Here is a 25,375-nt window from a genome sequence, read left to right as displayed (position 1 = left end):
TCTGCTGTCGACCCCCCCCCAACGGGAGGGGACGGGCCTCCGGGGCAGGGTTTCCGGACGTAAAGCGAAGCAGTCCGGAAACCCTGCCCCGGAGGCCCGTCACCGCACCCAAAACCCACCCGCCCGCCGCAGGCGCAACGGCGAGAAACCACCACGGCGGGAAAGACAAAAACGTGGGCCAAAAGCAAAGCGCAGCCCACGGCGGGAAAGACAACAACGTGGGCCGAAAAGCAAAGCGCAGCCGAAACGTGGGAGGTCACGCCTCCAGCGTCACCGTGAAGGAGAACCGGTCGCCCCGATAGTGAATGCGGGCGACATCGACGGCGCAGCCGTCCTCGTCGTAGGTGATGCCCGTGTAGTGGAGGATCGGGCTGAGGAGCGGGACCTGGAGGAGCCGGGCGGTGTCCGGGTCGGCCAGCCGCGCCTCGACGGTGTCGGTGATCCGGCTGATCCGGACGCCCACGGCGTCCCGCAGCACCTTCGTCATCGGCCAGCGGAGCAGGTCCGCCGGGTCGATCCGCCCGGCGATCTCGGGGCGGACGTAATTGCGCGCGTGGTTGGTCGGTTCGCCGGTCTCCTCGTCGCTGCGCAGCCGGGTGAAGCCGGTCACCTCGGTCAGGTCCGGGAAGAACTCGGCCAGTTCGGACGGCACCGGGGTGGGGCCGTGTGCCAGCAGTTCGGTGCTCATCCCGGACTGCTGGGCCACGATCGCGTCCACGGAACCCAGCAGCCGCACCGGCGCCCCGCGTCGGGCGCTGGGCTCGATGAAGGTGCCACGGCGCCGGTGCCGGCTGATCAGTCCCTCCGTCTCCAGCTCCTTGAGGGCCTGGCGCATGGTCAGCACGCTCACGCCGTAGTGCGCGGCGAGCGCGTCCTCGGTGGGCAGCCGCAGCGGCGCCTCCGGGGAGCGGCCCAGTATGGAGGCGCGCAGCGACTGCGAGACCTGATACCAGAGCGGCAGCTTGCGGTTCAGGGCGAGCGAGTCGGGAGCGAAGGTGGTCACGAGGTGTTCCCCGGTGTCACGGGCGGAAGTGGCGCTGGAGACCCTGCCATACGTCGTCGTAGCCGCGCTGGAGGTGTCCGGCGTCCCGGGCCTGCTCGGTGAGGGTCAGCGGCCAGCGGGTCTCGAACATGAAGGCCAGACCGTCGTCGATCTTCTGCGGCCGCAGTTCGGCGGCGCTGGCCCGGTCGAAGGTCTCGCGGTCGGGACCGTGCGCCGACATCATGTTGTGCAGCGAGCCGCCGCCCGGGACGAAACCCCCTTCTCCGGCAGTCTTGGCGTCGTAGGCCCCTTCGATCAGGCCCATGTACTCGGTCATCACATTGCGGTGGAAGTAGGGCGGCCGGAAGGTGTCCTCGCCGACCAGCCAGCGCGGTGCGAAGACCACGAAGTCCACGCCCGCCAGGCCAGGGGTGTCCGAGGGGGAGGTGAGCACGGTGAAGATCGACGGGTCGGGGTGGTCGTAGCTGATCGAGCCGATGACGTTGAAGCGGTGCAGGTCGTAGACGTACGGGGCGTGGTTGCCGTGCCAGGCGACGACATCCAGCGGGGAGTGGTCGTAGGTGGCCGCCCAGAGGTGGCCGCCGAACTTGTTGATGACCTCTACGGGGCCCTCGACGTCCTCGTAGGCGGCGACCGGGGCACGGAAGTCCCGGGGGTTGGCCAGGCCGTTGGCGCCGATCGGGCCGAGGTCGGGGAGCTGGAAGGGGCGGCCGTAGTTCTCGCAGACGTAGCCGCGGGCGGTCGGGCTCTGCCCGCCGTCGGGCGCGGCGTCCAGCAGCTCGACGCGGAAGCGTACGCCACGCGGGATCAGTGCCACCTCGCCCGGTTCGGCGTGCAGCAGGCCGAGTTCGGTGCGCAGCAGCAGCCCGCCCCGTTCCGGCACGATCAGCAGCTCGCCGTCCGCGTTGCCGAACACCCGCCGTTCCATGGAGGTGTTGGCGCTGTAGAGGTGAACGGCCATGCCGGTGCGCTGGGTGGCGTCGCCGTTGCCGCCCAGGGTCCACAGGCCGTCCAGGAAGTCGACCGGGCCGGCGGGCTCGGGCAGCGGGTTCCAGCGCAGCCGGTTGGGGTCGGGGAAGCAGTCGGTGAACGGCGCGGAGCGGACCGCGTGCCGCTCGGCGCGGACGAACGGGGGATGCGCGGCCGACGGGCGGATGCGGTAGAGCCAGGAGCGGTGGTTGTGGGCGCGCGGTTCGGTGAACGCGGAGCCGCTGAGCTGCTCGGCGTACAGGCCGAGCGGGGCGCGCTGGGGGGAGTTGCGGCCCGCCGGCAGCGCGCCGGGCACGGCCTCCGAGCTGTGCTCGTTGCCGAAGCCGGTGAGGTACTCCAGCCTCTCCGCCGTCTTCCTCGCCTGCTCGTTGCCCGTGCCTGTCATCGCGTGCTCCCGCCGCTCAAGGAATCCTATGCAAGACCTTAGGATTGCCGTGGGGAGGCGTCAACGATGGGGCACGGCCCTGTTGATGGAGTCCCCCTCCGTGAGTGAGGTGGAGAGGGGGGAGGAGCTGCGGGCTCGGGCCCGGCCGGGGCGCCGCGTAGGTGCCGCCGTCTCCCGTGGCGGGCAGGATGGCCGGGTGCAGCAGCAGCCGACGCCCCGCCCCGGTCCGCCGTCCGCCGCCCTGCGCCGCGCCCCTGTCCAGCGGCGCAGCGCCCAGCGGCTGGCCCGCATCCTCGACGCCTGCGCCGAAGTGCTGGACGAGACCGGGTACGAGGATCTGAGCACCCGGGCCGTGGCCGGCCGCGCCGGGGTCCCGATCGGCTCCGTCTACCGCTTCTTCCCCAACAAGCGCGCCATGGCCGAGGCCCTCGCCCGGCGCAACCTCGACGCCTACGCGGACCGCATCACCGACCGCCTCACCGCGCCGGCGCACACCCCGCTCCGGTGGCGCGAGGCGATGGACGTGGTGGTCGACGAGTACCTCGCCATGAAGCGGACCGTGCCGGGCTTCGCCCTGGTCGAGTTCACCGTGCCCGGCCCGAGCGCCACCCGGCAGGCCAACTACGAGGTCGCCGACCGGCTGCTGGCCCTCTTCGCCGGCCCGCTCGCGCTGGACGCCGCCGACGAACGGCTGCGCACCGCCTTCCTGGTCGGCGTCGAGACGGCCGACGCGCTGCTCCAGCTCGCCTTCCGTACCGATCCGGCCGGTGACCCGGCCCTCGTCACCGAGACCAAGGTGCTGCTGCGGGCGTATCTGGCGCGCTATCTGGACGGGGCGGACGGCGGGGAGGGATGAGGGCCGCGGGGTGGGCGGCGCCGGTCCGGACTGCCGGTTGTGCGCACTCCCGTCCGGTGAGATCCCTATTGACCTGGGGTTTTGCTCGTATTGCTCGCGCGTCAAGGCCTTGTTAACAAAACTTTGCTGGACCTAACGTCGCCTGCACCGCCACCCCCGGCAGATGTTCAAGGGCGAACGTGAGGTACCCCTAATGCTGACAATCCTCGGATTCGTCATGATCGCCGCCTTCCTGGTGCTGATCATGATGAAGAAGATGTCACCGATGGCAGCGCTGGTGCTCGTCCCCGCGCTGTTCTGCGTCCTGGTCGGACAGGGCGCGCACCTGGGCGACTATGTCCTCAAGGGCATCGGTGACCTGGCCCCCACTGCCGCGATGCTGATGTTCGCCATCATCTACTTCGGGGTGATGATCGACGTCGGTCTCTTCGACCCGGTCGTCCGCGGCATCCTGAGGTTCTGCAAGGCCGACCCGGTGCGGGTGGTGGTTGGCACGGCACTGCTCGCCGCGATCGTCTCGCTCGACGGCGACGGCTCCACCACCTTCATGATCACCGTCTCGGCGCTCTACCCGCTCTACAAGCGGCTGAAGATGAGCCTCGTGGTGATGACCGGTGTCGCCGCCACCGCCAACGGCGTGATGAATACGGTCCCTTGGGGCGGTCCGACCGCCCGCGCCGCCACCGCGCTCAAGCTCGACGCCGGTGACATCTTCGTCCCGATGATCCCCGCCCTGGCCGTCGGCCTGGTCGCGGTGTTCGCCCTCGCGTACGTCCTCGGCCGGCGCGAGCGCAAGCGGCTCGGCCTCCTGACCCTCGGCGACACCGCGCCGGTGACCGGGACCGTCCCGGAGCAGGAGACCGAGCAGGTCCTGGTCGGTGCGGGCGCAGGCGGTACCGGCACGGGCGGCGCGCCGCGCGCCACCGGCGGTACGGGCGGCGGCACCGATGCCGACGACGCGCCGGCCGCCGGCTCCGGAGAGCAGGCCGACGAGGACGACGGCCTGCAGGTCCTGGACCCGCGGCGCCCCACCCTGCGGCCCAAGCTGTACTGGTTCAACGCCGCGCTCACCCTCGCACTGCTCACCCTGCTGATCCTGCAGACGCTGCCGATCCCGGTGCTCTTCCTGCTCGGCGCCGCCCTCGCGCTCACCGTCAACTTCCCGCACATGAAGGACCAGCAGGCCCGGGTCGCCGCGCACGCCGAGAACGTGCTCAACGTCTCCGGCATGGTCTTCGCCGCCGCCGTCTTCACCGGTGTGCTCACCGGCACCGGCATGGTCGAGCACATGGCCCGCTGGCTGGTCAGCGGCGTCCCCGACGCGCTCGGCCCGCACATGGGCATCGTCACCGGCGTCCTCAGCATCCCGCTGACCTACTTCATGTCCAACGACGGCTTCTACTTCGGCATCGTGCCGATCCTCGCCGAGGCCGGCGCCGCCCACGGTGTCGCGCCCATCGAGATCGCCCGCGCCTCCCTCGTCGGCCAGGCCCTGCACATGTCCAGCCCGCTGGTCCCCGCCGTCTACGTCCTCGTGGGCATGGCCAAGGTCGAGTTCGGCGACCACACCAAGTTCACCGTCAAGTGGGCCGCCCTGACCTCCCTGGTGGTCCTCTGCGCGGGACTGCTCTTCGGCATCATCTAGATGACCGCCACCCGCCCCGAAGGGCCCGGCAGGAGTTGGCTGCTGCGCCTGGTCGTCACCTTCTCCTTCGCACAGGGAGCGGTGAGCATGGCCAGGCCGGCCGTCTCCTACCGGGCCCTCGCGCTGGGCGCCGACGAACGGGCCGTCGGCGTCATCACCGCCGTCTACGCCCTGCTGCCGCTGCTCGTCGCCGTGCCGCTCGGCCGCCGCACCGACCACGGCCGCTGCGCCCCGCTGCTGGTGGCCGGGGTGGCGCTGATCAGCGGCGGCTGCGCGCTCAGCGGACTGGCCGGATCGCTGCCCGCGATGGCCGCCTGGAGCGGGGTGATGGGCCTGGGGCACCTGTGCTTCGTCATCGGCGCCCAGTCGATCGTCGCCCGCCGCAGCGCCCCCGAGGACCGCGACCGCAACTTCGGCCACTTCACCATCGGCGCCTCCCTCGGCCAGCTGATCGGCCCGGCCGCCGCCGGGCTCGTCATCTCCGAGCACGACGGCCGGATGGCCCCGACGAGCGCCACCGCCCTGCTGGTCTCCGGCGCCGTCGCCGCCGTCTCCTACGTCTCCCTCTGGCGCCTCGAACAGCGCGCCCGCACCGCCCCGTCCGGCACCCCGGCCACGGCGGCCGGCCCCCCGGTCCCGGTCCGCGGCATCCTGCGGACCCGGGGCGTACCGGCCGGCATCTTCATGAGCCTGGCCGTGCTCTCGGCCACCGACATCCTCACCGCCTACCTCCCCGTCATCGGCGAGGACCGCGCCATCGCCCCTACCACCGTCGGCCTGCTGCTCAGCCTGCGGGCCGCGGCCACCATCGCCTGCCGGCTGGTGATGACGCCGATGATCCGGTGGCTGGGGCGCACCGCGCTGATGGTGGTCAGCTGTGCGCTGGCCGGTGTGCTGTGCGGCGGTCTGGTGCTGCCGGTACCGGTGTGGGCGCTGGCCGTGATGCTGCTCGCCCTCGGCTTCTGTCTCGGCGTGGGCCAGCCGCTGTCGATGACGACGGTCGTGCAGGCCGCCCCCGAGCGGGCGCGCAGTACGGCGCTGGCCCTCCGCCTCACCGGCAACCGCCTCGGCCAGGTCGCCGCCCCGGCCGGCGCCGGACTCCTCGCCGGGGTCGCGGGCACCGCCGCCCCCTTCGTCCTCCTCGGCGCGCTGCTCCTGGCCTCCGCCGGACTGGCCGCCCGTACGGGCCGGGAGCCGGGCGGCCAAGGCACGTCCGGCGCGGGCGGGGGGCCTCCGCCGGCGGCCGGGGAGGAGGCCGGACCGGAACGGGCGGGCAAGGGCGCCGGTGGTCCGCAGGCCCGCTCCACGGGAACGCAGGTCCGCTCCGAGGGGCCGTGAGCAGAACGGAAGGGGCCCCGGGTACGGCACGTGCGCCGTTCAGCCGTCGCAGCCCTCGATGTCGTCGTCACAGCCGTCCACGTCGTCCCGGGCGACGGTGTTCAGCCGCCACAGCACCAGGCCGCTGCCGGTCCGCACCCCGTCGACGCGGACCGTGAACGGGGCGCCCGGGGGGATGGTGAACTGATCGGCCTCGGGGTCACCGCAGCCGATGCCGTAGGCCTGCTCCGCGCTGCCGCGGGTCAGCGTGAGGGTGAGTTCCCGCTCGCCGCTCGTGTCGCAGGTGAGGTCGAGGCGGTACCACCGCTTCCCGGGTGCCTGGAAGGTCCTGTGCACTCCGTCGGCAAGGTGCGCGGACCCGGAGTCGGAGAGTTTCGCCGCGCTGCCGTCCTCCTCGTAGGCGTCCAGCGCCCGCTCCGCGCGTTGCATGGCGTCGTCGGGCTCCCATGGCCTGCCGCTGCCCGGTGCCGGGGTCTTCCGCTCCTCGGGGGTCTTCGACGGTTTCGCCGAGCGCCGGTCCGCGGTCTCCGGCTGCGCCGAATCGGCACAGCCGGACAGGAGTCCGGACAGGAGTAACGCCGTGGCGGCGCCGAGCGGGACGAAGTGGTGCGGTGGGCGCAGACGCATAGGAACCTCAGGGGTGTGGGTTTGCCGATGGCCCATTGGCTCATGACGTCCGCCCGCTCGCCGTCGAAGTTCCGCAGGAAGGGGGGCCGCCGGACACATCTGGCGCGAATGCGCCATAGCGGTCGGCCGCTGCGGGGGCGCGGTCACGGACGTCCGGCGGAGCTGTCCGTAACGGCCCGAGAGGGAGGGCGGGGGCCTGCCCGGAGCAGCTGATGCCGGGCCCCTGGGCGTCACGATGAGAGCCGCCGCTGCCGTACCGTGCACCACGGTACGTGCGGCGGTGTCGCGCTCCCGGCCCGTGAGTCACGCGGTGAGGGCGCGGCCGGGACGGTCCGCCGCTCGTGGTGACCGCCGCGCCAGGGGTGTGGCGGGCTCCCTGGCGCGAACAAAACTACCGGCGCTAGTTTAGGGCGCGATGACCATCCGGCCGGCACGGGAGGACCACGACGTGAAGCAGCACGACGCGATGTACATCGACGGAAGCTGGCGGCCCGCCGAGGGCAGCGGGACGATCGAGGTCGTCGACCCGGCCGACGGGCAGGTGATCGCCACCGTCCCGGCCGGCTCCGCGCAGGACGTGGACGCCGCCGTGCGGGCCGCCCGCGCCGCGCTGCCGGGCTGGGCCGCCACGGCGCCCGGGGAGCGGGCGGACCGGCTGGCCGCGCTGCGCGACCAACTCGCCGCCCGCGCCGAGGAGGTGGCCGCGACCGTCACCGCCGAACTCGGGTCGCCGCTCGCCTTCAGCACGGCGGTGCACGCCGGCATCCCGGTCGCGGTCTGCGGCTCGTACGCCGAACTCGCCCGTACGCACGCCTTCGAGGAGACCCTCGGCAACTCCACCGTGCTGCACGAACCGGTCGGCGTGGTCGGCGCGATCACGCCGTGGAACTACCCGCTCCACCAGATCGTCGCCAAGGTCGCCCCGGCGCTCGCGGCCGGCTGCACGGTGGTGCTCAAGCCCGCCGAGGACACCCCGCTGGTCGCCCAGCTGTTCGCGGAGTGCGTGGACGCGGCCGGGATACCCGCCGGCGTCTTCAACCTCGTGACCGGCCTCGGCTCGGTCGCCGGGCAGGCGCTCGCCGAGCACGACGGGGTCGACCTGGTCTCCTTCACCGGCTCGACCGCCGTCGGCAAGCGGATCGGGGCGCTCGCGGGCGCCGCAGTCAAGCCGGTGGCGCTGGAGCTGGGCGGCAAGTCCGCCAATGTGATCCTGCCCGGCGCCGACCTGCCGAAGGCGGTCGCGGTCGGCGTCGCCAACGTCATGGCCAACTCCGGCCAGACGTGCAGCGCCTGGACCCGGATGCTGGTCCACCGGGACCGGTACGCGCAGGCGGTGGAGCTGGCCGCCGCGGCCGCCGCGAAGTACGTCCCCGGCGAGCGGATCGGCCCGCTGGTCAACGCCGCCCAGCGGGACCGGGTGCGCGGCTACATCGAGCGGGGCGTCGCCGAGGGGGCACGGATCGTGGCGGGCGGCCCGGAGGCGCCCGTCCCCGCCGCCGGCTACTACGTCGCCCCGACCGTCTTCGCTGACGTCACCCCCGAGATGACCATCGCCCAGGAGGAGATCTTCGGCCCGGTCCTGTCGATCCTGAGCTACACGGACGAGGACGACGCCGCCCGGATCGCCAACGACACCGTCTACGGCCTGGCGGGCGCGGTCTGGGCGGCCGACGACGCCGAGGCCGTCGCCTTCGCCCGCCGTCTGCACACCGGACAGGTCGACATCAACGGCGGCCGCTTCAACCCCCTCGCCCCGTTCGGCGGTTACAAGCAGTCCGGCGTCGGCCGGGAGCTGGGCCCGCACGGCCTGACCGAGTACCTCCAGACCAAGTCGCTCCAGTTCTGACCCGGCCGGGCGGCGGGGGACCATCACCGTCCCCCGCCGCTCGTCCGCCCCCCTTCCCGCCCGCCGTCCCGCGCTCCGAGGAGACCCTGTGGTCCGCGCCGCCGTACTGCCCGCCGTCAACGCTCCCCTGCAGATCACCGAGATCGAGCTGCCCGAGCCCGGCCCCGGCCAGGTCCGTATCCGGCTCGCCGCGGCCGGCGTCTGCCACTCCGACCTCTCGCTGTCCAACGGCACCCTGCGCCAGCCCGCCCCGGCCGTCCTCGGGCACGAGGGCGCGGGCACCGTCACCGCGGTCGGCCCCGGCGTGACCACGGTGGCCCCCGGCGACCAGGTCGTCCTCAACTGGGCGCCGTCCTGCGGCGACTGCCACTTCTGCGGACTGGCCGAGCCCTGGCTGTGCGCCCACTCCGGTCTCGCCGCGAACGCCCCGTACGCCAGGCGCGCCGACGACGCCACCGAGCTCTACCCCGGCCTGGGCACCGCCGTGTTCGCCGAGGAGACCGTGGTCTCCGCACGGGCCGCGCTGCCGCTGCCGGACGGGGTGCCGCTCACCGATGCCGCACTGCTCGGCTGCGCGGTGCTCACCGGCTGGGGCGCCGTGCACCACAGCGCGCGGGTGCGTGCGGGGGAGTCGGTGGCGGTCTTCGGTGTGGGCGGGGTCGGTCTGGCCACGCTCCAGGCGGCACGGATCGCGGGCGCCGGTCCGATCGTGGCCGTGGACGTCTCGCCGGAGAAGGAGGAGCTGGCCCGCTCTGCCGGGGCCACCGAGTTCGTGGTGGCGGGCGAGGACACCGCCAAGCGCGTCCGCAAGCTCACCGGCGGCCTGGGCGCCGATGTCGCCGTGGAGTGCGTGGGCCGCGCCGACACCATCCGTACGGCCTGGTCGGCGACCCGCCGCGGCGGCCGCACCACGGTCGTCGGCATCGGCGGCCAGGACCAGCAGGTGTCCTTCTCCGCCCTGGAGCTCTTCTACTTCGGCCGCACCCTCTCCGGCTGCGTCTACGGCAACTCCGACCCCGCCCGCGACCTCCCGCTCATCGCCACCCACATCCGCTCCGGCGCCCTCGACCTCTCCACCCTGGTCACCGACCGCATCACCCTCGACGACATCCCGGCCGCCTTCGACACGATGATGGCGGGGAAGGGCGGGCGCGCGCTGGTGGTGTTCTAGGGGGTGCCCGGGGCAGGCCGCGCGTCGGGCGTGCGGTGTGGAGCAGCGGGTGCGCCTCCACCGCTGTGCAACGGGCGGCCGCCAAAGGGAAACGGTCTCTCCGGGCGGGGCCCCGCCCCGCATTCAGGCGGTGCCCGGATCTCGTGCTGCGTGGTCCGTTGACGGCGTACCGGCCGGTCGGTACGGTCGCCCGGCAACACGGTGCCGCCCCCCGCCCTTCCCGCACCCCTCGGAGTGTGCACGCATGGACACGGCCCCCTCCGCACCGCACGGCAACACCGGCAACCAGCCCTCCGCCCGCAGCCGCCGCAGGGTCGCCACCGCGGCGGCGCTCGCCTCCGCCGTCGAGTGGTACGACTACTTCGTCTTCGGCATCGCCGCCGCGCTCGTCCTCGGTCCCGCCTTCTTCCCCTCGGGGAATCCGGCGGCCGGGGTGCTCGCCTCCTTCGCGACCTTCGCGGTGGGGTTTCTGGCCCGTCCGGTCGGCGGGGTGCTCGCCGGTCAGCTGGGGGACCGGCGCGGCCGCAAGCCCATGCTGGTGCTCGCGCTGACCGTCATGGGGCTGGCCACCACCGCCATCGGCCTGCTTCCGGGCTACGACACCATCGGGCTGGCCGCGCCGGTCCTGCTGGTCCTGCTGCGGCTGCTCCAGGGCCTCGCGGTCGGCGCCCAGTGGGGCGGCGCGATGTTGATGGCCACCGAGTACGCCCCCGAGGGCAGGCGCGGGCTCTACGGCTCGCTGGTGCAACTCGGCGTCCCCCTCGGGGTGGTGACCGCCAACTCCGTCTTCCTGCTGGCCGGTGCGGCGACCAGCGAGCGGTCGTTCGGCACCTGGGGCTGGCGGCTGCCGTTCCTCGTCGGTGTGCTGGTGCTCGTCCTCGCCCGCTACATCCACACCCGGGTCGAGGAGACCCCCGCGTTCCGGGCCGCGGAGGAGAAGCTGGCGGCCACCGAACGGGCCGCAGCGGCGCGCCGTTCACCGCTGCGCGAGATCCTGCGGCACCACCTCGGCACGGTCCTGCTGGCCGGCGGCTCGTTCGCGGTCACCACTGCCACCTTCTACATCCTCATCACCGGCGTCCTGGACTACGCCACCCGCGAGCTGGAGATGCCGCGCACGTCCGTACTGGCCGTCTCGCTGCTGGTCAGCCTCACCCAGCTCGCCCTGATCCCGGCCGCCGCGGCCCTCTCCGACCGGATCGGGCGGCTGCGGGTCTATGCCGCGGGCGCCGTCGGGCTGCTGCTCTGGATGATGCCGATGTTCCTGCTCATCGACACCGCGTCGCTGGTGTGGCTGGGCGTCGGCACCTTCGTCGGCAGCTGCTTCCTGAGCATCATGTACGGCCCGCAGGCCGCGCTGTTCGCCGAACTGTTCACCGCCGAGATGCGCTACACGGGCGCCTCGCTCGGCTACCAGATCAGCGCGATCCTGGGCGGCGGGCTCGCGCCCTTCGTGATGGTGCTGCTCCTGGAGGCGAGCGGCTCCTCGATGGCGGTGGCCGGCTACCTCATGGCGCTGGCCGTCCTCGCCCTGGTGTCCATCCGGCTGTTGAGCCGCCGCGCCACGGCGGCCCGCACACCGGGCGGCGGGGGCGGGGCGGAGGGGGCGGCCGCCGAGGGGTGAGCGGTCGGCGTGCCTTCGGCGGCTCGCCATGGCCCCGGCCGCCCCGCCGTCAGCCGTCCTCCCGCGGCACGAGGTCCGGGTGCTGGAGCGCCAGTCCGTCGACCAGCGCCTGGAGGCCCGTCTCGAACGCGCCCTCGTCCACCTGGCGTTGGTGCTCCGCCAGCAGATGGGCCTGGCCGAGGTGGGGGTAGTCGGCCGGGTCGTAGGCGCTCGGGTCGTCGACGAAACCGCGGGCGAACGAGCCCAGCGCGGAACCGGCCACGAAGTAGCGGACCATGGCACAGACCCGGGTGGCCTGCGCGGGGGGCCAGCCCGCCTCGACCATCCCGCCGAACGCCGCGTCGGCCATCTTCAGGCCGGCCGGCCGTCGGCCGGGGCCCTGGGCGAGGAACGGCACGACCTGCGGATGGGCGGCGAGCGCCGCGCGGTAGGAGCGGGCCCAGTCCAGCAGCCCGGCGCGCCAGCCGGCGCCCGTCGCGAACGCCGACACATCGACCTGGGCGATGACCGTGTCGGCCACCGCGTCGAGGATCTCGTCCTTGGTCGTGAAGTGGTTGTAGAGGGACGGCCCGCTCACCCCCAGCTCCGCCGCCAGGCGCCGGGTGGAGAGCGCCGGCAGTCCCTCGGAGTCGATGAGCGCCAGCGCCGTGGAGACGATGCGCTCGCGGCTCAGAAGGGGCTTGCGGGGTCGGGCCATGACGCACATAGTAGAGGCTTCCCAGCAAAAACTAGCAGTGCTAATTAACTGTTTCCCGTTCACGAGGGGCCCGAGATGGATCTGGAGCTCAGCGCGGAGCAGACCGCGGTGCGGCAGCTCGCCAGGGACTTCACCGACCGCGAGATCACCCCGTACGCCACCGCCTGGGACCGCGCGGAACAGGTCGACCGCGGCATCGTCAAGAAGCTCGGCGGCCTCGGCTTCCTCGGCCTCACCGTCCCCGAGGAGTACGGCGGTTCGGGCGGCGACCACCTCTCCTACGTCCTGGTCACCGAGGAACTGGGCCGCGCGGACTCCTCGGTGCGCGGCATCGTCTCGGTCTCCCTGGGGCTGGTGGCCAAGACCGTCGCCGCCTGGGGCGACGAGGAGCAGAAGCGGGCGTGGCTGCCGCGGCTGACCTCCGGTGACGCGGTCGGCTGCTTCGGCCTGACGGAGCCGGGGACCGGGTCGGACGCGGCGCAGCTCGCCACCCGCGCGGTCCGTGACGGGGACGATTACGTCATCGACGGCACCAAGATGTTCATCACCAACGGGACCTGGGCCGATGTGGTGCTGCTCTTCGCCCGCACCGGCGGCGCCCCCGGCCACCAGGGCATCAGCGCCTTCCTCGTCCCGGCCGGCAGTCCCGGACTGGAGCGGCGGGAGATCCACGGGAAGCTGGGGCTGCGCGGCCAGGCCACCGCGGAGCTGGTGCTGGACGGGGTGCGGGTCCCGGCCTCCGCGATGCTGGGCCCCGAGGGCAAGGGGTTCTCCGTCGCGATGTCCGCGCTGGCCAAGGGGCGGATGTCGGTCGCGGCGGGCTGTGTCGGCATCGCCCAGGCAGCCCTGGACGCCGCGCTCGGGTACGCGGGCGAGCGCGAGCAGTTCGGCAAGCCCCTCGCCCGGCACCAGCTGGTGCAGGAGCTGATCAGCGACATCGCCGTGGACGTGGACGCCGCCCGGCTGCTGACCTGGCGGGTCGCCGATCTGATCGACCGCGGCGAGCCGTTCGCCACCGCGGCGTCGAAGGCCAAGCTCTTCGCCTCCGAGGCCGCGGTGCGCGCCGCCAACAACGCCCTCCAGGTGTTCGGCGGCTACGGCTACATCGACGAGTACCCGGTCGGCAAGCTGCTGCGGGACGCCCGGGTGATGACCCTGTACGAGGGCACCAGCCAGATACAGAAACTGGTCATCGGGCGGGCGCTGACGGGGGTCTCAGCCTTCTGACCCGCACGTCCACGGGGCCGACGTCCGCACCCCGACGGGCCTAAGCGCTTGCTCAGCGGCGCGATATGGTGTTCGATCCGTCAGAGGAGGGTCCCTGGCGGGTCGAGGAACGGGGTGCGCGATGGGTGCGGCGGCGGAGCGGGCCAAAGAGGAGAACGAGGAGTGGGCCGGGGTGACCCCGGATGCCGCCCGGCGGCTGGTGAGCGCCGCTGTCGAGGCCTTCGCCGAACGCGGCTACCACGCCACCACCACCCGTGACATCGCCGGCCGCGCCGGTATGAGCCCGGCCGCCCTCTACATCCACTACAAGACCAAGGAAGAGCTGCTCTACCGCATCAGCGGCATCGGCCACGAGAAGGCGCTGCGCATCATGGGCGCCGCGGCGGAGGCCGACGGCAGCGCCGCCGACCGGCTCCGTGACGCCGTCCGCACCTTCGCCCGCTGGCACGCGGAGCACCACACCACCGCCCGGGTCATCCAGTACGAACTCCAGGCGCTGAGCCCCGAGCACTACAGCGAGATCGCCGGACTGCGCCGCCGGACCGACCGGTTGCTGCGGCAGATCATCCAGGACGGCGCGGACAGCGGGGAGTTCCGGGCCGACGACGTGCCGGGCACCACCCTCGCCGTGCTGTCGCTGTGCGTGGACGTCGCCCGCTGGTTCACCTCGGACGGCCCCCGCACCCCCGACGAGGTCGGCACCCTCTACGCCGACCTCGTCCTGCGCATGGTGGGTGCGCCGGCCGCCTAGCACGCCGCCCGCAGGCGGCCCGGCCCTACTTCACTTCTTGGGGCGCCTTGCCCATTTGCGGGTGGTGGCGACACCGGCCGCCAGGAGCGCCAGTCCGATGCAGAAGAGCCACAAGGACCCCAGGGTCGCCCCGACGCCGGTCTCCCGGAAGTGCCGCTCGCTGCCGATCCAGGACTCGGCCACGTCGAGCTTCTCGCCGGCCCGGTAGTCCTCCGCGTTCTCGAGCGTTCCGTGCCACCCGTCGTCGGCGTCTCCGCCGCGAGGGGTGAAATCGCCACCGCACTCGTAGTGGGAGTTCTTCCCGTTGGGGGTGGTGTCGGTGCAGTAGTCGACCGTGAAGACGCCGCGGGTGCCCACCAGGCCGGTGGCCTGGACGCCGTGGATGCCGGTGACGATGACAGCTGAGGCGCCGGCAAGGGTGACCGCGAGACCGAGCAACACCCCGGTGACCCGCCAACCCCGTGCCGGCCTCGGCTTCTTCTGCTGCTTGTTGCCCGCCTTACGCGTTATCGCACTGCTCATCCGAGCACTCTATGACGGTCGCCGGCTCTGCTCGCCGCCCCGCGTCCCGGCCCGGCCCGCCCGCTACAGATAGAAGCGGCTGACCGTCTCCGCGACGCAGACCGGCTTGTCGCCGCCCTCGCGTTCGATCGTGACGACCGTGGCGAGCTGGACGCCGCCGGACACCTCGGTCACCTCCGCGATCCTGGCCGTGGCCCGCAGGCGGGAGCCGACCGGCACGGTGGCGGGGAAGCGCACCTTGTTGGTGCCGTAGTTGATGCCCATCTTCACGTTGTCGACCCGCATCAGCTGCGGGACGAGGGCGGGCAGCAGCGACAGCGTCAGATAGCCGTGCGCGATGGTGGTGCCGAAGGGGCCGGCCGCGGCCTTCTCCTGGTCCACATGAATCCACTGGTGGTCGCCGGTGGCCTCCGCGAACAGGTCGATCCGCTTCTGGTCGACCTCCAGCCAGTCGCTGGTGCCCAGCTCCTCACCGACCGCGGCCCGCAGTTCGTCGAGCGATCCAAACACTCGGGGCTCCGCCATCTCTTGTCTGCCTCCTCGGGATCTGTCCGCCGCCGGCGCACACCGGGCCGACGCTTACTAAGCGCTTGCTCAGAATGCGGAGTGCGAGCACCCGCTGTCAATGGCCGGACAGGCTCTAGGGTTGCCCCGTGCCCCAGCTTCCCCACAAGGTTCATGAGCTCTCCGTCGGCCAGCTCTCCGCGCGGAGTGGCGCCGCGGTGTCCGCGCTGCACTTCTACGAGTCCAAGGGGCTGATCAGCAGCACCCGGACGGCGGGCAACCAGCGGCGTTACAGCCGTGACGCACTGCGCCGGGTCGCGTTCGTACGCGCGGCGCAGCGGGTCGGCATCCCGCTCGCAGTGATCCGTGACGCGCTGGCGGAGCTGCCCGACGAGCGCACCCCCACCCGCACCGACTGGGCCAGGCTCTCCGAGGTGTGGCGCTCCGAGCTGGACGAGCGGATCAGCCAACTCGTGGAGCTGCGCGACCGGCTGACCGACTGCATCGGCTGCGGCTGTCTCTCGCTGGAGAAGTGCGCGCTGTCCAATCCGTACGACAACCTCGGAGAGCAGGGGCCCGGCGCACGGCGGCTGCGGGTCGACCGGGGCGTCAAGGACCCGCAGGGGGCGCAGCGGCGCGCCGGTGGCGGGCAGCGGCCCGGCGGCCCGGAGGCGGACGAGGAGCCGGACGGGCCGGGGCGCCGCACGGACGGGCGCTGAGCGCGGACGCGCCCGCCCCGGGCCGGGACGGGCGCGCGCACTCAGGTGTCCGTCACCACACGGACGGGGTGCGCCCCGCCCACGGGCGGGCCTGCTCCAGCTGCGCCGACAGTGCGATCAGGGTGGCCTCGTCGCCGTAGCGGCCGGCCAGCATCACCCCGATCGGCAGGCCCGCGGCGTTCCACTGCACCGGGACGTTCACCGCGGGCTGGCCGGTGGCGTTGTAGAGCGCGGTGAACGGCGTGAACGCGCCCAGGGCGGCGAACTCGGCCTGGGGGTCGGCGTCATCGCGCAGCGCGCCGACCTCGGCGGGCGGCGCGGCCAGGGTCGGCGAGAGGATCACGTCGTAGCCGCCCGGCGGCATCAGCCCGTCGGCCAGCGACTGGGAGAGCATCCGGAACGCGTACATCGAGCGGGCGAAGTCCGTACCGGAGACCTCGGCGCCGCGGTCGCGCAGATAGCGGGTGAGCGGCATCAGCAGCTCCTCGCCCTCCGGCGGCACGGGGCGGCTGGCGGCCAGCACCGACCAGACGCGGGTGAAGGCGAGCAGGATGCCGTCGTCGGCGGGCAGCGACAACTCCTCGACCTCGTGGCCGAGTCCGCTCAGCAGGGCGGCGGTGTCGGTGGTGGCCGTGCGGCAGTCGGCGTGGACCTCGATGCCGGGGACGGGCGCCTCGGTGAGGCAGGCGATCCGCAGCCGCCCCGGCTCGCGCAGGGCGTGTCCGGCGAAGGTCTCGCCGGGCGGCAGCGCCGGCGCGGTGAACGGGTCGCCGGGCATCGGCCCGGCCAGGACGTCCAGCAGGGTGGCCGCGTCGGCGACCGTACGGGCCAGCGGGCCCGAGGTGGCCAGGCCCGAGATGTCGTGCAGCAGCGGGCCGCCGCTGATCCGGCCGCGGCTGGGCTTGATGCCGAAGAGCCCGCAGACCGAGGCCGGTATCCGGATCGAGCCGCCGCCGTCGCTGGCGTGTGCGACGGGCGCCAGACCGCCGGCCACGGCCGCTGCGGCCCCGCCACTGGACCCGCCCGCCGAGCGCGTCAGGTCCCACGGGGTACGGGCGGGCGGCGCCAGACCGTTCTCCGTGTAGCAGGGCAGCCCGAACTCCGGGGTGTTGGTCTTGCCGAGCAGGATCGTGCCGCCCTCGCGCAGCTTGCCGACCAGATGGTCGTCGACGGTCGGCACATGCGCGGCCAGGGCCCGGGAGCCCATCGTGCAGCGCACTCCGGCGACCTGGTTGAGATCCTTCACCGGCACCGGAACGCCGTGCAGCGGCGGGAGTTCACGGCCCTCGCGGCGGGCCGCGGCGGCCTCGCTCTCCGCGTCCGAGGCCTGTTTGCGGGCGATGTCGGGGGTGCGGGTGAGGAAGGCGCCGAGTGTGTCGTCGAGCCGCTCGATCCGCGCGAGATAGTGCTCGGTGAGTTCCACGGGGGAGAGCTCCCCGGACCGGATTCCCTGAGCCTGTTCGCGCGCGGTCAGATCGTGCAGTTCGGCCATGGACGTCCACCCTCTCCTACGGGCGCCCGTACGGCCCTGGTGCCACACGGGCGGAAGGGCCGCCGTGCACCGGACGGGACACCGGTGCGGCGGGTCGGCCCGCTGGACAGTTGTTTCAGGTGGCGGGGCGGTTCGTAAAGGCCGTGGAGGCAGCGGAAAGGGACATCTGCCCCTCCGGGGACGGCGGGAGGCGGGGCGCGGCGCGTGCGCACCACCGGCCCCGCCCGCGACCGCGTCCCGGGCCGGGCGCCGCCGTGTCCCGCGGCGCCCGGACGGTGCGGGGTCAGGCGGCCGCGAAGGCGTCGGCGGTGTGCAGGCGGCCGGCGGCGGTCAGGGTGTCCGGGGTCAGGACGGAGGCCGGGGCCAGGACGCCGCAGCGGAGGCAGGCCGGGCCGGTCGAGGGGGAGTCGGTGGACCCGGGGAGCCAGGCGAAGCCGGTGCCGCCGCACACGGGGCAGTCACGGCGCGGCCGTCCCGCCTCCATCGCGGCGATCATGCGGTGCAGCACCACCGCGAGCCGGGCCGCGGGGTGCCGCTGCGGTGACTCGCACGGCACGATGTCGCAGCCGCCCCAGGTCCGGCGGTGCCATTCGTCGAGGGCGCCGGGCTGCCGGATGCCGTCGTGTTTCTCCCGGCGGCGCCGGGCGGCGAACTCCGCCTCGTACGCGAGCCAGAGGGCACGGGCCTCTTCCAGCTCGGTGAGCGCGGCCACCAGCCGCGCCGGATCGGGATCGCGGTCCTGGGTCGCGATACCGGCCCGGGTGCACAGATGGTGCCAGGTCGCCCGGTGCCCGTAAGGGGCGAAGCGTTCAAGGCACTTGCGCAGGGCGGTGCGTCGCTGGGTGGCGACGAGTCGTGGATTGCGGACCTGTTCTGCGAGGGCTCTGAAACCGGCCATTCATCCCACCTCCGTGGGGAGGACCCGACTGGACGGGGATGGGACGCAGCCGACCCCCGTCTGGATCCATCGAACTTTCGTACGGATTGGTTGGCGATGTTCCAAGGTGTCACCGGGCCGCCGGGCCGAACTTCGCGCGGAAGAAGAAAAGTTGACTGTTGTTCATCTTCCGGCCGGGGATAACCGCCGGTAACGTCCCGCCCGCCCTCCCTCAAGGGGACCCCCATCGAGGAGCTGGAATGCGACGACGTACCGGAAGGCTCAGGACCGCCGCCGCGGCAGCCCTGTTCGCCTTGGGTGCCACGCTCTTGGCACCGCCCCCCACCGTGGCCGCCGCGCCGCGCGACGCCGACGACTACTGCCAGGGGCAGTGCGGCGACATCCTGCCGCCCGGTGCCACCGGCAACGCCACCCTGGTGGAGATCCTCGGCAATAAGCTGTTCGGCACCCACCCCGAGCACTCCACCGACCAGCTCGCCCCCTACGGCGCCCTGGCGAGCGGCTATCAGTCGCTCACCGACGACACCCTCGGCTCCTTCTTCAACGATGCCTCCTTCGGGGTTCCCGCGGACCAGGTGGGCAAGGTCAGCACCCCCCGCAACGACGTGACCATCACCCGCGACAAGAAGACCGGCGTCCCGCATATCAAGGGGACTACCCGCTATGGCACCGAATACGGCGCCGGTTACGCCGCGGGCCAGGACCGGCTCTGGCTGATGGACCTCTTCCGCCACATCGGCCGCGGTGAACTGACCTCCTTCGCCGGCGGCGCGCTCGCCAACCAGGGCCTGGAGCAGCAGTTCTGGCCGCAGGCGCCGTACACCGAGGACGACCTCCAGGCCCAGGTCGACCGCATCAGGGACTCCAACGGCGAGCGCGGAAAACTGGCCATGCAGGACGCCCAGGCCTACGTCGACGGCATCAACGCCTACCGCGAACAGTCCAAGAACGGCCGCTACTTCCCCGGTGAGTACGTGCTCACCGGCCACGTCGACGCGATCACCAACGCCGGTGAGATCAAGCCGTTCAAGCTCACCGACCTGATAGCGCTCGCCTCCGTCGTCGGCGGGCTCTTCGGCAACGGCGGCGGCGGCGAGGTCCCGTCCGCCCTGGCGCTGCTCTCCGCCCAGCAGAAGTACGGCGTCGAGAAGGGCACCGAGGTCTGGGAGTCTTTCCGGGAGCGCAACGACCCCGAGGCCGCCAAGACCCTGCACGACGGCAGCAGCTTCCCGTACGCGGTGAAGCCGGACAAGGCCAAGGGCACGGCGCTGCCGGACCGCGGGTCGGTCACCCCCGAACCGCTCGTCTTCGACCGCACCGGCGCGGCCACCGTCAAGAGCGGGACGCCGCCCCGGGACCCGGTCAAGGCCCCGAAGAAGTACAAGAAGCTGGAGGGCCTCTTCAAGGACGGGGTGCTGCCCGAGGGCAGCTTCGACCCCACCCAGCACCGCGGGATGTCCAACGCCCTGCTGGTGTCCGGCAAGCACACCGCGAGCGGCCACCCGGTCGCCGTCTTCGGCCCGCAGACCGGCTATTTCGCGCCCCAGCTGCTGATGCTCCAGGAGATCCAGGGGCCCGGCATCAGCGCCCGCGGCGCGTCCTTCGCGGGCGTCGGGATGTACGTCCAGCTGGGCCGCGGCCAGGACTACTCCTGGAGCGCCACCTCCGCCGGACAGGACATCACCGACACCTTCGCGGCCGAGCTGTGCAACGCGGACGGCTCCGCGCCCACCAAGGACTCCACCTCCTACCGCTACCGCGGCGCCTGTGTGCCCATGGAGAAGCTGGAGCGCACCAACTCCTGGAAGCCCACCATCGCCGATCCCACGGCGGCCGGTTCCTACCGGATGCAGGTCTTCCGGACCAAGTACGGCGTCGTCACCCACCGCGCGACCCTCGACGGCAAGCCCGTCGCCTACACCGCGCAGCGCTCCACCTACCGCCACGAGGCCGACTCGATCATCGGCTTCCAGATGTTCAACGACCCGTCCTACGTGCGGGACGCCACGTCGTTCCAGAAGGCCGCCGAGCACATCGGCTACGCCTTCAACTGGTTCTACGCCGACTCCCGCGACGTCGCGTACTACAACAGCGGCCTCAACCCGGTCCGCAACCCCGACGTCGACCCGTCCTTGCCCATCAAGGCGGACGACGCCTACGAGTGGAAGGGCTACGACCCGGAGTCCAACTCCACCGAGTACACCCCGCCCGCCCAGCACCCCCAGTCCGTCAACCAGGACTACTACATCTCCTGGAACAACAAGCAGGCCAAGGACTACGACTCGGCGGGCTACGGCAACGGCTCGGTGCACCGCGGCAATCTGCTGGACGACCGGGTGCGCGCGCTGACCAAGGACGGCGGAGTGACCCGGGCGTCGCTCACCCGCGCGATGTCCGAGGCCGCCGTCACCGATCTGCGCGGTGAGGACGTGCTGCCCGAACTCCTGCGGGTGGTCAACAGCAAGCCGGTCACCGACCCGAAGCTGAAGACCGCAGTGCAGCAGCTGGAGGCCTGGCGCAAGGACGGCGCCCAGCGCCGGGAGACCGCCGCGGGCTCCCACACCTACACCCACCCCGACGCGGTGCGCCTCATGGACGCCTGGTGGCCGCTGATGACGGAGGCCGTCTTCAAGCCGGGGCTCGGCGGCGACCTCTACGACGCGCTGCGCGCCAACCTGGGCATCGACGAATCGCCGTCGGCGGGCCACGGCCCGACCGGGTCGCACGCCGGGTCGGCGTTCCAGTACGGCTGGTGGAGCTACGCGGACAAGGACCTGCGCACGGTGCTCGGCGACAAGGTGGCCGGGCCGCTCGGCCGGACGTTCTGCGGTGACGGTGACCTGTCCGCCTGCCGCGACACCCTGCTCACCACCCTCCAGCAGGCGAGCGGGAAGACCGCCGAGCAGGTCTACCCCGGCGACGACAGCTGCAAGGCCGGCGACCAGTGGTGCGCGGACGCGATCATCCACCGCACGGTGGGCGGTCTGACCCACGCCACCATCAGCTGGCAGAACCGGCCGACCTACCAGCAGGTCGTGGAGTTCCCGGCCCACCGGTAGGCGCGGCGCGGCACACGGCGAAGGCCCCGGGGCACCCGCCCCGGGGCCTTCGCGCGCCTTCCCGGTGCCCCGCCCCCCAACTCCCGTACCGGGAAGCCCGACTGCCCTCGGGGCCGGATGACCCCGCGGGATATGCTGCAGGGTTCTGTACTCCAGGGGATGGGAAGACGAGGCATGGCCTTGTTAGGTCCACAGCAGTACCCGACGGAGCTGCTGGATACCACCATGGACCAGCTGCGCACACTGATCGTCGTCCACGAGGCGGGCACCGCGCTGGGTGCCGCGCGCCGGCTGGGCCGCGAACAGTCCAGCGTGCAGAAGCAGCTGGACACCATGAACCGCACCTTCGCCGCGCTGTGCGGCGAGGAGCTGGTCCTCAAGCAGGGGCGCGGCAGGGACGCCCTGTTCACCGCGACCGGGGAGGCGATGGTCGACCTGGCCCGCCGCACGCTGGGCGAGTGGACGGACGGGGTGCACGACGCCCGCCGCCGGCTCGGCCGGACGCTCTCCGTCGGCACCACCCGCTACACCCTCGGGTTCCTGCTGGACGCGGTGGAGCGGGTCACCCAGGACTACGAGCGCGACGACGTCGACCTGAAGGTCACCCATGTCCGCACCGGCGACCTCTTCACCAAGCTGCGCTCCAAGGAACTCGACCTGGTCTGCGGCAGCGTCGTGGTCACCGAGGCCGACGAGGCGGAACTGCTGGCGCCGTACGAGGTCATGGAATGGCGGCGCAGCGGGCTCTCCCTGCTGACGAACCTGCCGCCGGAGCGGCTCCCCGGCACCTCGTTCGACGCCCGCGAGCTGGCCCGGCTGCCGCTGGTCATCTCCCCGCGCGGCCTGATCGGCCGTTTCCTGACCTCCTGGTACGGCGCCGACTACCGGCAGCGGCTCTCCGTCGCGGCCGAGATCGAGGCCGCGCACTACGGCTTCGAGCTGCTGCGGTCCGGGGTGGTGAGCGGGGCGATGCTGGTCACCCGGGGCATCGGGGAGGCGGCCGCGGACGGCCGGCTCCCGGAGGCCGGCGGGCTGCGCACCCTGGAACTCGTCGGCGAGGTGGGCCCGCGGACCGAGGTGCTGGTCGGCGTCTTCACCCGCCGCGGCGAACGGGACTCCTACGCCCCCGGCCACCCCCTCAACCTCCTGTGGGACGCGCTGTCCCGGGAGAGCGGGCGGTGGTGGCTGAGTTCGTGACGGCGGGGCGCCCCGGGCCGGGCGCCCGGGGCGCCTCAGGCCAGGTCCCGTTCCCGGGTCTCGGGCAGGGCCAGCACGCACAGCAGCGAGACGACCGCCATCGCGCTGACGTACCAGCCCACCGAGGCCGAGCCGTACGCCGACTGGAGCCGGGTGGCGACCAGCGGGGCGACCGCGCCGCCCAGGACGCCGCCCAGGTTGTAGGCGAGGGAGGCGCCCGAGTAGCGCACCCGGGCGCCGAACAGCTCCGGCAGATAGGCGCCCATCGGGCCGTACACCACGCCCATGCAGAACAGCGCGCCGCCGACGCCGAGGGCGATCAGCACCGGCTGCCCGGTGTCCAGCAGCGGGAAGAGCAGCAGCCCCCACACCGCGGCGAGCGCGCTCCCGGCCAGGATCAGCCTGCGGCGTCCGGCGCCGTCGGAGCGGGTGGCGGCGAGCCAGGTGCCGGCTGCGAGGAAGAGGCAGGCGGTCAGGGAGAGTCCCAGCATGGTGCTGCGGGAGACACCGAGGGTGCCGGTGGCGTAGGCGAGGCAGTAGGTGGTCGCGGTGTAGAAGAGGCCGTACGCGACGACCATCCCGCCCGCGCCCAGCAGCAGTTCGCGTGGATGGCGGCGCAGCACCTCGACGGCGGGCACCTTGCTCGCCTCCTGGGCGTCCAGCACCTTCGCGAAGACCGGCGTCTCACTGATCTTCAGCCGGACGAACAGCCCGACGCCGACCAGCAGGAACGACAGCAGGAACGGCACCCGCCAGCCCCATGAGCGGAACGCCGCGTCGTCGAGCCCGGACGACAGCAGCCAGAACACCCCGGTCGCCGCGAAGAAGCCGACGGACGGCCCGAGTTGGGGGAACGCCGCATAGAGCCCGCGGCGCCCGCGCGGTGCGTGCTCGACGGCGAGCAGCGCGGCCCCGCCCCACTCCCCGCCCAGCCCGATGCCCTGCAGGAAGCGCAGCGCGATCAGCAGCAGCGGCGCCCAGACACCCCAGGTGCCGTACCCGGGGAGCAGCCCGACGCACGCCGTCGACAACCCCATCAGCAGCAGCGAAGCGACCAGGACGGACTTGCGGCCCACCCGGTCGCCGAAGTGCCCGAAGACCACCGAGCCGAGCGGCCGCGCGGCGAACGCCACCGCGTAGGTGGAGAAGGACGCGAGGGTGGCGTTGACGGGGTCGAGCGTCGGGAAGAACGCCTGGTTGAGGACGAGCGCGGCGGCCGTCCCGTAGATGTAGAAGTCGTAGAACTCGATGGCCGTCCCGATGAACGAGGCCACCGCCACCCGGCGCAGGCTCTCGCCGCCGCTGGTCCCGTCGGTCTTCGCCGGCGCCCCGGCCGTCGTCTGCGCTGCTGTCGCGTCACTGCTCACCAGCGCACTTTCCGGCCAGGTGCAGGGACCAGTCAAGAGGCGAGATGGCCTGTCCCGTTCCCTGAGACCGGGACAGACCCGGGTGTCTCTCCGCCCAACGCCCTTTACAGGTACCGCAGATACCGCCGCCGCACCGTACGGAAGTGCCGCAGACCCTCCTGCCAGGCGGCCACGATCTCGTCCGGTCCGGCGCCCGCGTCGATCATCGTCCGTACCGTCGACGAGCCGGTCAGGCGGTCGATGTTGTGGTCCGGGCGCCAGGCGAAGCCGGGCCAGACCCGCTTGGCGGTCACCAGGAGGCCGATGCCGGTGCGCACCGGGTCGAAGGCCGCACGGTCGTGGACGTGCAGCTGGACGCCGCCGATGGTCTTTCCCTGGAACTTGGAGAAGGTGGGCGCGAAGTAGGCCTCCCTGAAGTGCACTCCGGGCAGGCCCAGTTCGGTGGCCGCGGCGGCCCAGTGCCGGTCGATGCCGTCGGCGCCCAGCAGTTCGAAGGGGCGGGTGGTGCCGCGTCCCTCGGAGAGGTTGGTGCCCTCGAAGAGGCAGGTGCCCGCGTAGACGAGGGCGGTGTCGGGGGTGGGCATGTTGGGGCTCGGCGGGACCCACGGGAGCCGGGTGGCGTCGTGGAAGTCGGTGCGCCGCCAGCCGGTCATCCGGACCGTCTCCAGCTCCACCGGGCGCCCGGCGGCCTGCGGGACGAACTCGCCGTTGAACAGCAGCGCCAGCTCCGCGACCGTCATCCCGTGCGCCTGCGCGATCGGCTCCCGGCCGACGAACGAGGCGTACGCCTTGTCGAGCACCGGGCCGGTGGCCGCGCGGCCGGTGACCGGGTTCGGCCGGTCCAGGACCAGGAACCGCTTGCCGGCCAGGACCGCCGCCACCATGCAGTCGTACAGCGTCCAGATGTAGGTGTAGAAGCGGGCGCCGACGTCCTGGATGTCGAAGACGACGGTGTCCACACCGGAGGCGGTGAAGATGTCGGCGAGGGCCTGGCCGCTCTTGTTGTAGGTGTCGTAGACCGGCAGGCCGGTCGCCGGATCGTCGTAGCGGCCCTCGGAGCCGCCGGCCTGCGCGGTGCCCCGGAAGCCGTGCTCGGGGCCGAAGACGGCGGTCAGCCGCACCCGGTCGTCGGCGTGCATCACGTCCACGATGTGCCGCAACTCCGCGGTGATACCGGTGGGGTTGGTGACGATGCCGACCCGCCGGCCGGTCAGGAGGCGGTAGCCGTCGGCGGCGAGCCGGTCGAAGCCGGTGCGTACCCGGGGCCTGCCGCCGTGGTCCGGTTGCGCGGCCCGCGCGGGTCCGGCCCCCGAGGCCAGGGCCGCGCCGGCCGCGCCGGTCGCCGCCAGCCGTCCGAGCAGTACGCGTCTCGACAGAGTCATCCGCCCACCTCCGTGATCGCCGACCAACCGGTCCGTGCCGTGCGCACGCTAGCCCCACGGGGGCCATCCAGGAAC

The 25,375-nt window shown here is 72.7% G+C and carries 21 protein-coding genes; 11 read left to right on the top strand and 10 right to left on the bottom strand.

Going from position 1 to position 25,375, the window contains the following annotated elements:
• Positions 1-256 precede the first annotated feature (256 nt).
• Positions 257-1,003, bottom strand: coding sequence for a GntR family transcriptional regulator (locus ACGFN2_RS16795; RefSeq protein ID WP_393360839.1), 747 nt, complete (start codon positions 1,001-1,003; stop codon positions 257-259).
• A gap of 16 nt (positions 1,004-1,019) precedes the next feature.
• The gene (hmgA, locus tag ACGFN2_RS16790; protein WP_362608586.1) at positions 1,020-2,378 is read right to left on the bottom strand and encodes a homogentisate 1,2-dioxygenase; all 1,359 of its coding nucleotides are present in this window, start codon (positions 2,376-2,378) and stop codon (positions 1,020-1,022) included.
• A 196-nt stretch (positions 2,379-2,574) separates the two neighbouring features.
• On the opposite strand from hmgA, the gene ACGFN2_RS16785 reads away from it, so the two are divergent.
• The 3 genes from ACGFN2_RS16785 to ACGFN2_RS16775 all read left to right on the top strand — a co-directional run bounded on the left by ACGFN2_RS16785 (position 2,575) and on the right by ACGFN2_RS16775 (position 6,217).
• Positions 2,575-3,234, top strand: coding sequence for a TetR/AcrR family transcriptional regulator (locus tag ACGFN2_RS16785; protein WP_362608584.1), 660 nt, complete (start codon positions 2,575-2,577; stop codon positions 3,232-3,234).
• A 193-nt stretch (positions 3,235-3,427) separates the two neighbouring features.
• Complete coding sequence (locus ACGFN2_RS16780) at positions 3,428-4,879, top strand: CitMHS family transporter (RefSeq protein ID WP_393360836.1); 1,452 nt, start codon at positions 3,428-3,430, stop codon at positions 4,877-4,879.
• Positions 4,880-6,217: an MFS transporter gene (locus tag ACGFN2_RS16775; protein ID WP_393360834.1), complete on the top strand. Its 1,338-nt coding sequence runs from the start codon at positions 4,880-4,882 to the stop codon at positions 6,215-6,217. It begins immediately after the preceding gene.
• Between the two features lie 39 nt (positions 6,218-6,256).
• Here the strand turns inward: ACGFN2_RS16775 and ACGFN2_RS16770 are convergent, their stop codons facing one another.
• Positions 6,257-6,844, bottom strand: a complete 588-nt coding sequence (locus ACGFN2_RS16770) for a hypothetical protein (protein ID WP_393360832.1) — start codon at positions 6,842-6,844, stop codon at positions 6,257-6,259.
• Positions 6,845-7,292: 448 nt separating this feature from the next.
• Between ACGFN2_RS16770 and ACGFN2_RS16765 the strand changes: the two genes are divergently transcribed.
• The 3 genes from ACGFN2_RS16765 (at position 7,293) to ACGFN2_RS16755 (ending at position 11,485) form a co-directional block, all read left to right on the top strand.
• Positions 7,293-8,690 carry an aldehyde dehydrogenase family protein gene (locus ACGFN2_RS16765; protein ID WP_393360919.1) on the top strand — a complete coding sequence of 466 codons (1,398 nt, stop codon included), beginning with the start codon at positions 7,293-7,295 and terminating at the stop codon, positions 8,688-8,690.
• Positions 8,691-8,778: 88 nt separating this feature from the next.
• Positions 8,779-9,861: a Zn-dependent alcohol dehydrogenase gene (locus tag ACGFN2_RS16760; protein ID WP_393360830.1), complete on the top strand. Its 1,083-nt coding sequence runs from the start codon at positions 8,779-8,781 to the stop codon at positions 9,859-9,861.
• Positions 9,862-10,105: 244 nt separating this feature from the next.
• Positions 10,106-11,485 (top strand): MFS transporter, encoded by a 1,380-nt coding sequence (locus ACGFN2_RS16755; protein ID WP_393360828.1) that lies wholly within the window; start codon positions 10,106-10,108, stop codon positions 11,483-11,485.
• A gap of 49 nt (positions 11,486-11,534) precedes the next feature.
• On the opposite strand, the gene ACGFN2_RS16750 is transcribed toward ACGFN2_RS16755, so the two are convergent.
• Positions 11,535-12,182, bottom strand: coding sequence for a TetR family transcriptional regulator (locus ACGFN2_RS16750; RefSeq protein WP_362608574.1), 648 nt, complete (start codon positions 12,180-12,182; stop codon positions 11,535-11,537).
• Between the two features lie 75 nt (positions 12,183-12,257).
• On the opposite strand from ACGFN2_RS16750, the gene ACGFN2_RS16745 reads away from it, so the two are divergent.
• Positions 12,258-13,409 (top strand): acyl-CoA dehydrogenase family protein, encoded by a 1,152-nt coding sequence (locus ACGFN2_RS16745; RefSeq protein ID WP_393360826.1) that lies wholly within the window; start codon positions 12,258-12,260, stop codon positions 13,407-13,409.
• 121 nt (positions 13,410-13,530) lie between these two features.
• Entirely contained in the window at positions 13,531-14,160 is a 630-nt protein-coding gene (locus ACGFN2_RS16740; RefSeq protein WP_393360824.1) for a TetR/AcrR family transcriptional regulator, read from the top strand.
• Between the two features lie 30 nt (positions 14,161-14,190).
• On the opposite strand, the gene ACGFN2_RS16735 is transcribed toward ACGFN2_RS16740, so the two are convergent.
• Together ACGFN2_RS16735 and ACGFN2_RS16730 are read right to left on the bottom strand one after the other, a co-directional pair.
• A complete protein-coding gene (locus tag ACGFN2_RS16735; protein ID WP_393360822.1) occupies positions 14,191-14,682 on the bottom strand; it encodes a hypothetical protein in 492 nt (163 codons plus the stop codon).
• Between the two features lie 63 nt (positions 14,683-14,745).
• Positions 14,746-15,207, bottom strand: coding sequence for a MaoC family dehydratase (locus tag ACGFN2_RS16730; RefSeq protein WP_393360820.1), 462 nt, complete (start codon positions 15,205-15,207; stop codon positions 14,746-14,748).
• A gap of 128 nt (positions 15,208-15,335) precedes the next feature.
• On the opposite strand from ACGFN2_RS16730, the gene soxR reads away from it, so the two are divergent.
• Positions 15,336-15,905 carry a redox-sensitive transcriptional activator SoxR gene (soxR, locus tag ACGFN2_RS16725; RefSeq protein ID WP_393360818.1) on the top strand — a complete coding sequence of 190 codons (570 nt, stop codon included), beginning with the start codon at positions 15,336-15,338 and terminating at the stop codon, positions 15,903-15,905.
• Positions 15,906-15,957: 52 nt separating this feature from the next.
• Here soxR and ACGFN2_RS16720 read toward each other — a convergent pair whose 3' ends face one another.
• Entirely contained in the window at positions 15,958-17,397 is a 1,440-nt protein-coding gene (locus ACGFN2_RS16720) for an amidase (protein WP_393360816.1), read from the bottom strand.
• 283 nt (positions 17,398-17,680) lie between these two features.
• Entirely contained in the window at positions 17,681-18,295 is a 615-nt protein-coding gene (locus ACGFN2_RS16715) for a hypothetical protein (protein ID WP_362608563.1), read from the bottom strand.
• A 239-nt stretch (positions 18,296-18,534) separates the two neighbouring features.
• On the opposite strand from ACGFN2_RS16715, the gene ACGFN2_RS16710 reads away from it, so the two are divergent.
• Together ACGFN2_RS16710 and ACGFN2_RS16705 are read left to right on the top strand one after the other, a co-directional pair.
• The gene (locus ACGFN2_RS16710) at positions 18,535-21,354 is read left to right on the top strand and encodes a penicillin acylase family protein (RefSeq protein WP_393360814.1); all 2,820 of its coding nucleotides are present in this window, start codon (positions 18,535-18,537) and stop codon (positions 21,352-21,354) included.
• Between the two features lie 174 nt (positions 21,355-21,528).
• Entirely contained in the window at positions 21,529-22,551 is a 1,023-nt protein-coding gene (locus tag ACGFN2_RS16705) for a LysR family transcriptional regulator (RefSeq protein ID WP_362608559.1), read from the top strand.
• 35 nt (positions 22,552-22,586) lie between these two features.
• On the opposite strand, the gene ACGFN2_RS16700 is transcribed toward ACGFN2_RS16705, so the two are convergent.
• Together ACGFN2_RS16700 and ACGFN2_RS16695 are read right to left on the bottom strand one after the other, a co-directional pair.
• Positions 22,587-23,918 (bottom strand): MFS transporter, encoded by a 1,332-nt coding sequence (locus ACGFN2_RS16700; protein WP_393360812.1) that lies wholly within the window; start codon positions 23,916-23,918, stop codon positions 22,587-22,589.
• A 104-nt stretch (positions 23,919-24,022) separates the two neighbouring features.
• Positions 24,023-25,300, bottom strand: coding sequence for an exo-beta-N-acetylmuramidase NamZ domain-containing protein (locus tag ACGFN2_RS16695; RefSeq protein WP_393360810.1), 1,278 nt, complete (start codon positions 25,298-25,300; stop codon positions 24,023-24,025).
• Positions 25,301-25,375: the final 75 nt, after the last annotated feature.

This window comes from Streptomyces sp. NPDC048612, assembly GCF_043199295.1.
In the GTDB taxonomy this organism is placed as follows: Bacteria; Actinomycetota; Actinomycetes; order Streptomycetales; family Streptomycetaceae; genus Streptomyces.
The sequence above is the reverse complement of the archived record's forward strand: the minus strand, read 5'-3'. Positions and strand labels throughout refer to the sequence as shown.